The following is a 14,042-nucleotide window of genomic DNA, read 5'->3' as shown; positions in this document are numbered from 1 at the left end:
CGGTCAGATCTGGGTCAGAGCAGACCGGCGGCACGCATGCCGTCTTCGACCTTCTTGTATTGTTCTGCGTTCGCTTCCACATTCGGCAGACGCATCGCAGCGCACGGGATGTAACCCTTCACCTTGAGGGCTGCCTTGGCCATGACGGCCTGGAAACCGTCGCCGTTGAGCGCGTGCACAAGCGGCACGAGCTGGGCGGCGATGCGCTGCGCTTCGCGGATGTCTCCGCGGTCGAACGCGTCGGCGAGCTCACGCATAGGCTTGCTGGCCACATGCGCGATGACGGAGATGACGCCCACGGCGCCCACCGACAGGAACGGCAGGAAGATGCCGTCGTCGCCGGAATACCAGGTCAGTCCCGTGCGGCTGTGGCGTTCAAGGGCGTTGCCAAGATTGCCGGTGGCGTCCTTGACGGCCGTCACGTGCTTAAGCTTCGCAAGCTCGTCGTAGGTTTCGGTGGCGATCTTCACGCCGGTTCGGCCAGGCACATCGTAGACGATGAAGGGCTTTTCAGCCACGGCATCCACTGCCTTGTAATGCTCGAGGATGCCACGCTGAGACGGGCGGGAATAATACGGAGCGACCACGAGAAGCGCGTCCGCACCGGCCTCCTGGATGTTTTCCACCATGCGAACAGTGTGCGCAGTGTCGTTGGAGCCAGCGCCCGAAATCACGGGCACATCCACGGCTTCCTTGACAGCGCGCACAAGGTCGATTTTCTCATCCATGTGGGTGCAGGGCGATTCGCCGGTCGTGCCGTTGACGAGCAGGCCGTCGGCTCCGTCCTTCACCAGCTGCTTGGCCAGGTTCTGTGCGGCATCATAATCAATGGCGCCGTCAGCCTTCATAGGGGTGACCATGGCCGGAATGATGCGCCCGAAAGGCGCGGGATCAAGCAGATGAGAAGTTGCTTCAGTCATGGCTCCCACGGTAGACCTTGGGTGAGACGGGTCCCGCGCATCGTCCATTTTTACAGCGTCTACAGTTCCAAGTACGCGTCAAGGCCCACAGTCACCTTGCCGGGGTTCTCGCCGGCATGGCGAACGGCGAGCAGCACGCCGGGCATGAACGAGCTGCGGTCGAAGCTGTCGGCACGCAATACGAGCTGCTCGCCAGCATTGCCGAACAGCACCTCCTCGTGGGCGTTGAGGCCGCGCAGACGCACCGCATGCACGTGGATGCCGTCAACGACCTGGCCGCGGGAGCCGCCGTCGGTCTGCGTGTTGTCAGGGATCGGCGGCATGGACGCTTCCTTGCGGGCGGCGGCAATGACGTGAGCGGTGTGAATGGCGGTGCCGGAAGGCGCGTCCACCTTGTTGGGATGATGCATTTCCACGATTTCGACGGATTCGAAGTAACGGGCTGCCTGGGCGGCGAAATGCTCGGCGAGCACCGTGGAGATGGCGAAGTTCGGGGCGATGAACACGGAATTGTCGGGATGCGCCGCCAGCGCCTCGCCCACTTGGGCGAGCTTCTCATCGGTCCAGCCGGTGGTGCCGACAACGACGTTCACACCCTGCCCCACGAGCGTGAGCACATTGGAGAGGCTCACAGCGGGAACCGTGAACTCCACGACGACATCGGTGTTGGCTGGGGTGATCTGCGTAAGGTCGTCGCCCGCGTCGAGGGCGAGTGCGAGCTCCATGTCCGGCGCCGACTGGACCGCGCCCACGACAGTCGCTCCCATGCGCCCTTTGGCGCCCACCACTGAGACTCGAATCGTCATGATGATTCCTCCGTTGTATCGATGTTCCTGTGCGATGCCGGCAGCGCCGGCAATGACTGCGGTTGGGGCCACCGCCGAAACCGCTTCTTCACCCTGTTTTACTCGACGGGCGCTACAGAATCACTGGGTTGCCCGCCATCCTTTCACCGTCAGGCCTCGGCCTATGGCAAGTGGACTCCTGTGCGATGGCACTACGGATGTGGCAGGCTATCAGCGCGACGTCCATTCACACCCGCCATTCTCACTCGCTCTTGCCTGCTCGTCGCAAACCGCGGCGGGCCGACAAAGCGGAAAGCGCGATCAGCGGAATCGATACCGCGCACGCCATCATCGGCAGGGCAAGGCCGGCGGCAGGGCCGTGCGCATCAAGCACGATGCCCACGATGGTGGAGCCAATGGACTGCCCGATGTTCACGGATGTGCTCAGCCACGACAGTCCCTCCGTCAGGAAGTTCGCCGGCACGGTCTGTTTGACAATAAGGTTGCCGGTCGCGTAAATCGGAGCGACGCCCAGCCCGGCGATGAGTTCGATGGCGCCAATGAGCAGCAGATTGCTCCCCGCCAGATAGATGCCTACGAAACCGAGCGTGAGGTAGGTCATGAACACCAGCATGTGTGTCCAATGGGATCCGCGCAACCGGATGCTGCCGAATACAAGCGCACCGATGCATGAGCCCACCGCGAACATGGCCAGCTGCACGCCCACGATGCTCGCGCGCCCCAGCGCCTTGGTCAGGCTGGTCATGGATACATCAAACATCGAGAAGCACATGTTGAACACAACCCACATGACCATGAGCATGAATATGCCCGGGAATTGCAGTGCCGTGTGTTTCGACGGATCTGCGACCGCACGCATCCGTGACGTCGCACCATCTGCGGCGGATCCATCAACCACGACGCCATCAGCCGCCGCAGCGTGTGCCGCGTCAGACGTCGCAGCACCCCCCGCCTTGATATTTACCGGTGTGAGAATCGCGACAGGCGGTTCGGTGCGTTTTTGCAGAAAGTAGGTGGCGCCGCCGATGCCCACCGCGGCGGCCGCCACAAAGAACGGCACGACCGGATGAATCATGGTGGCCAGACCCGCGGTGATGATCGGTCCGAGGATGAACACGACTTCGTCCACGGCTGATTCGAATGCATACGCTGTGTTGAGCAAATTCGGGTCGCCCACGTCACGCAATGCCCACGACCAGCGGGTGCGCACGAGGGCGCCGAACGCGAATTGCGTGGCGCCAATCCCTATGGCGAGCACGAACAGAACAGGCAATGGCACGCGCATCATGGCTGCCAGGGCGAAAGCCACGAGCATGGAGACTTGCGCTGCAAGCGCTGGCCATCCTACACGGCTCTGCCCATGGCGGTCGAACAGACGCGCGTAGACCGGAGTGGCGACACCCATGGCGAGCACGCATACGGCGCTCATGGTGCCGGCCACCGTCCAATTGCCATACAAGTTGTTGAGGGCCAGCACGATGCCCAAGCTTGTCATGGACATCGGCAGGCGCGCCACCATGCCGGAAATCGCGAAGGCGGGAGCGCCCGGCAGGGAGAATATGCGCGCGTATGGCGAGGCCATGGTCATTCCTTTCATGCAGATCTGCGGCATGGCAATGGTGTGCATGCCGGCTGGAGTGGACTGAGGGTGGGGTGGAGACCGGGCGTGTTGGTTGAAACGCACCGGACGGGTCGGTTAGGCAGTTTGTGGATCAACTGGTCTGCGCGTCGGATTGACGGCTGGTGTCGCCGGTTGGGACAAGCGAGCGTGCGGATGGGTTGCGCGGTCATATGGCTTGCGCAACCTGCAGACACCGCTACGAGAGCTTGCCGACATAAATGAATTTGTCGAGCGTCCTGCCTGAACCGGTGTAATCGTCTCCGGTTCCTTGCGCGACCCGCGTGAGCCCATGGGCTTCATAAAAGCCGTAGTCGCAGTCGCTGTCGGTGTAGAGGAAGTAGCGTTTTTCGCCGCATTCGCGCAAATGCGCCAGGAACCTGCTGTAGAGCTGACCGCCCACGCCTTTGCCGCGTGCGGCGGCGGAGACGATGAACAGTTGGAGCTCAGCGGGAACATCCTTGCGCACGTCACGCTCCAATGCGAGGTCGGTGCGAATTTCCTTGTCGAGATTGCGACGCACCGTTATGCCTTCGGGAACCATGGGCGCATTGACATGCGCCTGTCGATACCATCCCGCTGCCGCAGGCACGATTGGTCTTTTGCCTTCGACCGCCCCGAGCACCACGCCAAGGATTGTGCCCCGCAGCGTCGCCACCTCTCCATACGTGCTGGAACGCAGGTAGTGCAGCACGTCAAGACGCGCCGCGTAATGCCTTGTCTGCGCGTATGAATACAGGTCTTTGGGAAACCACGTGTGCATGTTAAGGGCTGCCAGCTCATCCGCGTCATCAGACGTGACCGGCCTGAACGCCACATGTTCGCATGCACCACCGTCATCATGCACCGTCTGAGCGCATGACGCATGATGGATATGCTCCCGCTGCCGCGCGTTGCTGTGCGCCAGTGTCATTAGATATCTCCTCCGTTCATAACAGCAAGGAGTCGCACCATGGCGGATTCCCGACACTTCGCTGATGTCAGTCGACGACATCTCGACGGACGTGCATCAGCAAGCGACGGGTATCTTGAAGCGCAAACGCCTGGTGATCGCCCCTCACGCACTCCACGCTACCCGGAGCTGTCAACTTGGGTTCCGCCAATAGCGCAACCCAAGTTGACATGCGGCCGCGCTGTCAAGCATCGGTGTCGATGCGAAGGTATCGACCTTGGGCAATCTCCTTCTCGATGTCCTGCGCGCTTTTCAGGTCAGCGTGGATTACTCGCTTCGCGGGATCAGCTTGCGACAGGAAGTAGAGCGTGGCGTCGATGGCGTCGAGCGGCACACCCAATTGGCTGGCGAGCAGCAGACGGTACACGTCGAGCTGGATGAGATACACGTCGCGATCGGCTGTGGTGCATGGCATGCGTCCGGTCTTCCAATCGACGATCGTGAACCTGCCCTCGGCATCAGGGGAATCCAAACCGCCGTAGAACACGGCATCGAGCGTGCCGTTCACCGGACCATCCGGAGTGGCGAGCGTCAACGGCGCTTCCGTGGCATATGGTGTGCGCGACGCCCATGGCGACGTGGCGAGTCGATGACGCCACTCCTTCTCTGCATTGGTCAGGGAATCATCGGCGTCAACATCGTCAAGCATCGCCTGGCGCTTGCCATTGACGGTAGTCGCCATAGAATCCGTGGAGTCCACATCTGCCAGGCCTCCGTGATCGGTCGACTCCGCGCCAGAGAGCAAATCATCCTTTGTAACCGTTGCCACGTCAATGAACTGCTGCGCCCATTCGTGAAAGCGTGTGCCTTCTGATGCCGCGGAGTTCGGAGGCATCGGCACTGGCCGCAGTATGCTTCGCGCGACCTGCATGGTCTTGGCGGAGTCCCCAGCGATCGAGGCGATGAACCGCAGATTCGTGGTGCCAACATTCGTGCCTTTGCGCGCGGCGTTCGCCCTGGCAATCACATCCTGTGCTTGCTCGTGGCGTTGTGCATCGGCTGCGACCAGCAGGCGCGCACGGCTGAGCAACGCAACGCTTTGCGAGTTTGCATTCGCGGACTTCGCGCTTGCGTCAATGATCTGCTTCGCATGCTCATCCGCCTGCTTGCGCATATCCGAAGTGGGAATCACGCCACGGGCATCGGCGGCATCCTGTGCCAGATCGCCACCGGATGCCGGATCAATGACCTCAGCGGTCATTGCGAGCGCGGCACGCGTGCTGCGTTGCAAATCGGATGGCCATTGCGGCAGATGTTCGTTCTCGTTGTCGGCCATCTGCTGCGCCGCGGATGTAAAAGCCACATTGACAACAAGACGGGACAACTGCTCCGCACCTTCGCCAATGAAGACACCCGTGGGCACTTTGTATCCATCGGGGATGATTGTTGACGGATCGTCAAGACGGTTCTTCACAGCATCGGCAAGCTGGACGACCGGGACGCCATCAAGCGTGGTCAGCGGTTCATGAGGCTCGTCACGCACCAATGGCTCGGCTTCCTCCTCACTGCGAGCGAAGGTGAAGGCACGGGGGTCGCCATTTGCAGTACCCTTCGCATCCTCCGAACCTTTTGCAGAATGCGAGGAGCTATTGGCGAACAGCGCCGCAAGGATCTGCATCAGCTGCTTGTCTTGTTGCGCATCGTTGTCCGCGTCGTCGCCTTCCTGCAACATGTGAGCGACCGCATAGTCATTTTCTGGATGCTCCTCGCGGCCCTGCGGCACGTAAGCATGGTAGAGCTCGCTCCAAAAATTGGATGCCCCAGCATCGGTGTCAAGCGTGTTCGGCAATCCCGACCAACGCCATGTGCCAGGCGCACTCATCGCATTGCGCGAGCATACGAGCAATGCCTCGTTCTTAGCGCGGGTGAGCGCCACATACGCCAAGCGACGTTCCTCATCATGCCCGCGCCGGCCATATTCCTCGGCCTGGCTGAGATAGTCCTGTGCTCCGCACGGACCGAAGCCGTTTTTCAGTCGCAGCGCGTCCAATGTCTCGCGTTCAATACGAACGGCCATCGTCGGGAACGTCGAACGCCCATCATCCGTGTCGGACTCCCCTGCGGCATCATTCCACTCGCTGATGGAGCTGCCATCATGCGGGAAACGGGGCAGAAGATCCGCATCCGCGCGCACGGGAGCAGGTATTGCGGTTGGGTTCTCCAGCCAGCTTCTCTTTGTCGCGGTGTATGACGGACCGTCTTTCTCAGTCCATGAAGCGCTGCCAGGCTTGACAACCAGAAGATTGTCTCCCGTTGATGAGGGGAACGTATCTTTCCGCATGTCCATGACCGCGACAGCCGGCCATTCCAAGCCCTTTGCCTGATGCACGGTCATGAGCTGCACGTCGGCGGTCTGGTCGAGGTTCGCCGCAGGCGGAGCGGGTTCGCGTTCCTGCACCGCCATCCATGCGAAGAACCCACGCACCGTAGGGTGCATGGAGTCAGGCAGCTCCTGCTCGTAGGAATCCACCTGTTGCATCACAGCATCGAACGCCGCGCCATACGTGGAGTTCGGCATCCCTTCGCCATCGGCCACGATACGAGCGAGCGAAGAATCCATCGGCAGCGTCAATGCGGCACTTGCCGTATGCATCGCGTCACGCAGGGAACGCTCCGATGCCTTCTCTGCGCGCCGCAGGATCAGGCTTGCCTCATGGAGCCTGAAGGCGACGTCATCGGGAACTTCGAGCAAGCTCAGTTGCTCATCGAAATCGTCGTCCATGAGCAGGTCGGCGAGAAAAACCCCAGTGGGGAGCATCACGTCGTCGCGCAGGCGGTTCACCGCATCCTTCCGGTCGGATTCGGTCGTGTTCTCGTCAGAGGTGACATAGCCCGCCTCTTCCAACGTACGGTACTGGAAGTCGATGTTCTTCTGCGTCGCCATGGTGGCGAGCTTCTTCAAAGCGCTGTGAGGAATGGAGAAGCGAGGCGACGCAAGAAGCTCCTGCAGCGCCGGTGTATTGGAGTGGTCTGCCACGACTTCCAGCAACGCCTTGAGGTCTGCGACATCCGCTCGGTGCAACAAGCCGCTGGCGCCGATGATCTCGTACGTCATGCCGGCCTGGCTGATGGCATCCGCCACATCCTGCATGGGACGTGTGGAACGGAACAGAATGGCGACTGGCGTCCGCTTCTCGAACTCCCCTGGTTTCGCAGGATTGGGCACCTTCTTGTACATCTGCGCATGCGCTGCAAATTCCACGACTGCGGCAATCTCTTCAGCGCCCGTTTCAAAAGCGGCGAGGCCAAGGAATGGCGCCTTCTCACCGCAAGACGCCCCCGTCGGGGAATGCGTCGCGGGGTCAGCGTCGGCATCTGCAGCGCGATCAGCTCCGTTCGCGTCTGTTGCAACGGAGGCTTCCATCGCAGCGCCACCGCTTTCCTCCGTTTCCAAAGGCTTGAGCGGAAGCACCTCCACTTCTCGCTTGTTGTGGGGCACATTCGAATCAGGCGTCCACTGTTTGCGGAATGCATCGGTGAGCCGGTTTGCGGCATCGAGAACGAGCTTGGGATTGCGGCGCGTGACGGAGAGGGAATATGGCTCGGAGGTGATGCCGAACTTCTCACGGAACAGACGGAACGCACCTGGGCTCGCTCCACGCCATGCGTAGATGGCCTGATACGGATCGCCCACCGCAGTCACCGCGGACTTGCGCGGAGACGCGCCACTCACTAAGTCCGTGGAATTCACATCTTGAGGGTGGAAGATCTGTGCCAGCAGCGTCGCCTGCGTGGTGGAGGTGTCTTGGTATTCGTCCAGGAACACATGGGTGAAGCGCCGGCGATAGTCAGCGCCGATGGATGGGAAGCGTGTCAAAAGCTGGAACGCCGCAATGGTGAAGTCCGAGAACTCCGCCAATTTTGCTTCGCGTTTGCGCGCATCGAACTGACGTGCCAGCGGGATGAGCATGTTGCGCCGCTTCGTCACATAAAACAGGTATTGGAGGACCTGATCGTAGTACCTCTGTATCGGGTTGGCGTAATCGGAGTCTTTGCATTTCGGAAGATTAATGCGTCTCTTAATCAGTCCTGCGCTCTTTGCCTCATCCACAGCAGCCGTCCATGCTTTCTCATCGAAAACAGCATGAAGCCATGCTTCAAAATCCCCTGAGAAAACTTCTCGTGCCGTTTTGGGCATCGCATTCGGCTGCGGTTTCTTCACGGCACCGACTGGATCCTTGACATCCTCGAGTGCAATGCCAAGCAGCTGGGCTCGCGCTTCTCGAAGCTGGCCAAGGAACTGATTGTCCCACCGCTGGATGCGGTCGAGCGCCTCGGCAATGGTCTGGCAATCTGCACCGATCATGGAGCTCGCGCATTCGTTGGCAAGCGAATGGATGTCGCTGACCAAGGCTTCGAAAGAGCCTGCGTCGGATTCTTTATCCTCGCTGTCAGACATGCCGCTGGCATTCGACTGGCCCGAACCCGCATCGGGGCTCAAACCGGCGGCATCGCCGTTCCCATCATCACCCGTAAAGTAGTGGGCGGCGAAGAGGGAGTCCATGTTCTTGCCGATGATGTCGGAAATCATCTGAACAGCGCCCGCCGAGCTAAGCGGCTGCGTGCCAGGGTCCATGCCGATGAGCAAACCGTATTGGCGCACGATGGATTGGAAGAATGCGTCATACGTGTAGACCCGTGGCTTCATGAAAGCCGAATCCGGGTTAGTGGCACCAGCGACGTTCCCGGCATCGCCCGGCCCCGCATTGCCTGCTGCCTTCCGAGCATCGCGACGGGCCTGCGACACGGCATTCGACACACGCGTGAGCAGCTCCCCTGCCGCCTTTCGGGTGAAGGTGAGGCCCAGGATCTTCTCGGCAGGCACATGGTCATCGCAGATGAGCTTGATGATGCGCTGCGTCATGGTGTAGGTCTTACCGGAACCAGCGCCTGCAATGACGAGGACATCACTGGATTCCGGCACATCAATGACGCGCTGCTGCTCGATGGAATTGCTCATCGTTCTTCCTTCCCCATGACGGTGGTCAGCTCTCCTCCGCATGCAGGACACACCCTCTTGTGCCTGCAGTAGCGCATATGTTTCCTCGAAGCCTCATGAGCCGGCACCGTACCTTGCGTACCGGCAACAGAAGCAGCGTAGAAAATACGAGACAGCATCGTGAGTGACCACCAGCCGAGCGTGTGATTCTCAAAGCTGCTGAGCACAAATGCGAGTTCAACAGGAATCTCCCCGATGCTGTCATACTCGTATTGCGCCACAGCGACGACCCGAGCAATGGAGTCGATAGCGCTGTTGTTGATCGATGTGCGCAATGAGGATCCGAAGGAGTGGGAATCCAGCCTATCCTTGCTGTTGTTCAAGCAGGGCACCCGCCCGGATTCATCGCCGTCTTGGTAGGGCATGTCGACAAACAGCGGAGGCTGTGCGCAGTTCTCTGCAGCGTGGAAAGACGATGGTGCGTCGTTCTTCTCGATATCAAACAAGCCTGCCGATGCGATGGGAATCAGCGGCAGGTCCACGCCATTCTCGTGTATTTGGCTCATCGTCAAAGCGAGCTGGTAGCACACCAGCTGCAAATCGGAGTAGTTTTCAGCACCCGTATGACCTTGTTGCCCCGTCTTGTAGTCAACGATGCGGTAGAAAGGGAATCCCGTCTCGACGTCATTGCGCACCTCAAGACGGTCAATGCGCGCATTGAGCGTGACTTTCGTATCTGGCGTCAGTCCTGGTGCGAAACCGCCGGCAAGAATATCCAGCAGGAGCTGGAAACGTTCCACACTCACACTCGCAAGATTCTCGACATCCATCATTTGGAAGAAGGGAAGCAGTTCGCGGATGCTGAACTGCACGTGGAGAGGATATTCGCTCTCGACACGGTCGTATTTACCAATGAGAGGACCGTATTTCGCATCCGCCGCGTAACCCTCGCTGTTCACGTTGACGAAGTACGAGGCGATGTGCTGCAACGTGTCGTGCACAGTGATTTCCTTGCGGCGCGCGGAGTATTGGGACTGCGGGTCGTTGTCCACGTGCATGGCTTCCGACAGCCGGTTGTACTCGTTTTGCATCCGATTGGTGATTTGCGCGATGCGTTCGTCACGGCTCAGTTCATCATTGGGGAATCCTGGCTTGTCCCATCCCCTTTCGGTGGCAATCTGCGCCACCTTGTGAACGATGATGCCGAAGGATTGGTTGATCTTCGTGGCGGAGGGACCTCCCAGAGCCCTGTCAAGCAGTGCGCATACCGGACAATCCCACAACGTGTCCACCATCGATGGGCTGAGCGACACCTGCGAGATGCTTGGCACCCCCGAACTGTTGTCAGCGGATGTGCCACTCCAGGATTCGCCGCCTGTGGATTTGTCATCCTGAAATCTGTCGGCGTTGGAACCGTCATTCGCAACGGAGCTGGCATCAGAACCGGTTGCGCCAGCAGATGTCTCGCGCTCGGTGCGACCGTACACGAACGCCCACTGGTCGGGCATGGCATCCGCATAGCCTTGTGACGCAAGGTATCTCAGTGTCCGCACGGCATCACGCGCTTCGGGGCTCAGTTTCTCATAACTAAGCCCCGGCACCTTCATCGGGTCGAATTGCTCACCCACGCCCAGCGTTTCAGCCGCATTCTTCTGGCTTTCCAACGCTTCATACGCCTCTTTTGCAATCACGTTGCGAGCGCGTTCGATAAGCATCGGGATACTCGCCGCTGGCGCAGAATCCGCCGACACTTGGGTGAAGTTGACCTTGGCGATGTCATCGGAGACCGGGAACAATTCCGGCATGAAGGTGAAGAGGAAGTCGGACGGTGTCGTGTCATCGCTCCACACGGCGCTGACGGCAAGCCGCTTGGCGGCACGGGTGATGGCGACGAGCAGACCTTTCTCTTCGCTGTGGAGCACGGACGCCACACGTCCACGGTGGGAATCACCCTGCGTTCCCAAGACTCCCAGCGTGCCGCGCAGCATGATATCCGTGAGATCCTCGGTGGCGAACATCGTGTTGCGCACCGTGAGGTTCGGCCATACGTCCTGCTGCACAGCGGGAACCCACACGTAATCCCATGACCTGCCGCAGGCGCCAGCGGGCGTGGTAAGCGTCACGGCATCCGGATTCGGTCCTGTTTTCGACAATGAATCGGCGATGACATCCATCTGCCGCACTTGGTCCATGAAATCCTCGATGGAGTCGAATTCCCCACCCGTGCGAGCGTAGTCGAACAGTCGCATCATCATGTCGAGGCGGTCGTTCGCCGCGTCGCCATAGCTGCCAAGCTCAACCGCCTGCTGCTGCCAACGGTCGGCGACGCCGCTTGCCTGCCACGCTGCCCACAGAATCTCATACGGGTCGTGCGACGCCTGGTATGCCTGCGCCACGGCGTCAATACGTGCGGGCAGCGTGCAGAAGGCCTGCACATCAGCGGAACCTTTGCCAATGTTGCGCAATGCCTTGATGATGCTGTCTCGCACCGTTGTGTCGCCGACAACCAGCTGGGCGCACAGCTCGTCGTATTCATCCACCACATCAACGGTCGCCACATCGTCGTACAGAGCAAGCAGCGGCTCGAGGCTTTCCGACGGCGTCGCCAAGGAGATTCCCGGAACAGGGCGCGCCTCCTGTGAAACCGCACCGTCCGCTTGTTCCTGCGCTTCCGCCTGGTTCTGGCGAATCGTGAGAAGAACCATCAGTAACGCCTGGATGGAGTTGCGTACAGCGCCGATACGCACAGGGCGGGCCTTCTCCCACGCTCTCATGGCGTCATTGGTCTGGGTCACGCCGACGTGAACGTCATCATCACTGGGGTCACCAACAGCCGGCGTGTTTCCCTGCGTGTTTTCCAGTGTGCTTCCCGGCGTGTTTCCCTGTGGGCTGTCTTCCGTGGGTTTCACGGAAGTGCCTGCGGCAGTCGGCTTCGTTCCGGCCAGTGAATCGATCAGCGGGCTGGCAAGGTATGTCTTGATGGCGGACTGGATGATTTCGTTGCGCATCTGCTGCTGGCTGAGTTTGCGGCGCAGGCGCTCCGTTTCGAGCTCCTTGGTCTCACGGTAGCCTCGCGACCGCAGGATACCCAGCCGGATGAGGGCGAAAAGCCCCTGCACCGTGGAATCCTTGGCGAACGATGCGGTGATGGAGGAATACCGCACCGGCACTCCCGCGTTCCTCAGACGCATGCCCAGCGCATGCACGGTGGCGTTGTCATGCGCGATGACCGCCATGTCGTTCCACATCACGTTCGGCTGGCTCACATGCAGGTCCTTGATCTGACGAATCGTGGCATCAGCCTCATTCGATGCAGACCGGTAGAGACTTCCCTCGACGTTGATTCGCGAAGGTTCCAGCAACGGGTCGTCTTGGGGCAATGGCTTCAAAGCCAAAGCACCGCGGACATCCGGCAGCTTGCCAGGGCGCGCCGTGCCGGCGCCGAGTCCTTCTTCATCAGCGCCAATCGCCAGCGACACACGGGATGCAATCACATCCTTGTATGTGACATCCGCCTCGCTGATACACGGTTCGAGTTCCACCGCAGCGGCATGGAACCTGCCCAGATTCGAATCAGCAAGCCCTCTCTCACCATCGACCGCCGACGCAGCAAAAACATCCGAAACCTGCCCTTGCGCCACAGGCTTTTTCAGTGCGCGCAGCATGAGGAACTCCGGGTAGGAGCCGCGGAACACCTGCACCGCCTCGTCATTGCACCCGACGAGCACCAGCAGCACTCCCCTGCGATTCAGGGCTTGCAGCAATGCCATGCCTGCAAGGGTGACGTCCTGCACATCATCGACGACCAACAGCTGGGGCAAGCCGTCACCCGCCATAGCGGCGCTGCGCTGCGCCAATGCTTGCGTCGCCTCACGAAGCAGATACGACGAGTCCAGACGAAACTCATCGGGGAAACGCTGCGACACCGCTTGCGCGTATTCTCCCCGCAAGCGGAAAGCAAGCTGCCACTGCACCCGCATGCGCATCTTGGTCTCGACGAGAATCTGCTGCTCATCGAGGCGCTGGAGAATGCGCCCCAAGTCACTGTGCTCGGCACCGACCTCATTGATGCGCGCCAGCATGTCGCGCAACTGCGAGACGAACTCCTGCGACAGGCACTGTGCGAAAGTCTCTTCGGTGGTGGTGCGAACCGACGTCGCATCACCTTCCGCACCCGTTACGCCAGTTGCATTCGCGGCGCCTGCAGCACCGGGCGGCGTTGCAGAATCAGCGGCAGCGAAGTAGTCAAGCAGCAACCGGCAGGTAGAGCACAGTTCTCCGGCAGCGGCATGGGCCTTGTGCACATTCAACACATCGGTGAGCACAGCATCCTGCTCGGCGCCATTGAGCAACCGCGGTGGCACAAGCCCCAGCTCACGGCGCACGGCAGCGAGCACAGAGAAGGCCAGAGCGGACAGCGTGCGCACGATGCGCGGGTTCGTGCTTGATTCCACGTCTTGCAACGCCTTGGCGTTGAGGTCGCGAGCGGTGAGCCTGTTGGAACTGATCATCATCGCGCCATCGTTGCCATAGCGTTCCAAAGCCTTCTTCAGCGTCTGCAAAGCGAAAGTCGTCTTGCCGCTGCGAGGCGCACCCTCAACGAGCAGCACATGCGTGGGCTCCCCGTCCGCATTGATGAGCGTGCCGCCCATCAATGATTCGACGTCGTCAAGCGCCGCATCCACGGATACTGTTTTCACAATGCCCCCTATCGTCTGCTTCGAACACTTGTTCGAATGTCTTCAAGCATACCGTATCTCTCTTCGCGACATGCCAACCGACGCATCGTCGCGCCAGCATCAACCAT

6 protein-coding genes are annotated in these 14,042 nt (G+C 60.3%); all 6 read right to left on the bottom strand.

Annotated features, from left to right (window positions below; genetic code table 11):
* Positions 1-14: 14 nt before the first annotated feature.
* Positions 15-920, bottom strand: coding sequence for a 4-hydroxy-tetrahydrodipicolinate synthase (gene dapA, locus CLV65_RS04195; protein WP_094690552.1), 906 nt, complete (start codon positions 918-920; stop codon positions 15-17).
* Between the two features lie 59 nt (positions 921-979).
* A complete protein-coding gene (gene dapB, locus CLV65_RS04190; RefSeq protein WP_094690649.1) occupies positions 980-1,726 on the bottom strand; it encodes a 4-hydroxy-tetrahydrodipicolinate reductase in 747 nt (248 codons plus the stop codon).
* Between the two features lie 241 nt (positions 1,727-1,967).
* Positions 1,968-3,344: an MFS transporter gene (locus CLV65_RS04185; protein WP_420848379.1), complete on the bottom strand. Its 1,377-nt coding sequence runs from the start codon at positions 3,342-3,344 to the stop codon at positions 1,968-1,970.
* A gap of 199 nt (positions 3,345-3,543) precedes the next feature.
* The gene (locus CLV65_RS04180) at positions 3,544-4,257 is read right to left on the bottom strand and encodes a GNAT family N-acetyltransferase (RefSeq protein WP_094690554.1); all 714 of its coding nucleotides are present in this window, start codon (positions 4,255-4,257) and stop codon (positions 3,544-3,546) included.
* Between the two features lie 223 nt (positions 4,258-4,480).
* Positions 4,481-9,256, bottom strand: a complete 4,776-nt coding sequence (locus CLV65_RS04175) for a UvrD-helicase domain-containing protein (protein WP_094690555.1) — start codon at positions 9,254-9,256, stop codon at positions 4,481-4,483.
* Positions 9,253-13,935 (bottom strand): PD-(D/E)XK nuclease family protein, encoded by a 4,683-nt coding sequence (locus tag CLV65_RS08710; RefSeq protein ID WP_144441834.1) that lies wholly within the window; start codon positions 13,933-13,935, stop codon positions 9,253-9,255. Before CLV65_RS08710 ends, CLV65_RS04175 begins: the two co-directional genes overlap by 4 nt.
* Positions 13,936-14,042: the final 107 nt, after the last annotated feature.

It is taken from the genome of Pseudoscardovia suis (assembly GCF_002797875.1).
Lineage (GTDB): Bacteria > Actinomycetota > Actinomycetes > Actinomycetales > Bifidobacteriaceae > Pseudoscardovia > Pseudoscardovia suis.
This window is presented reverse-complemented; position numbering and strand designations above follow the sequence as displayed.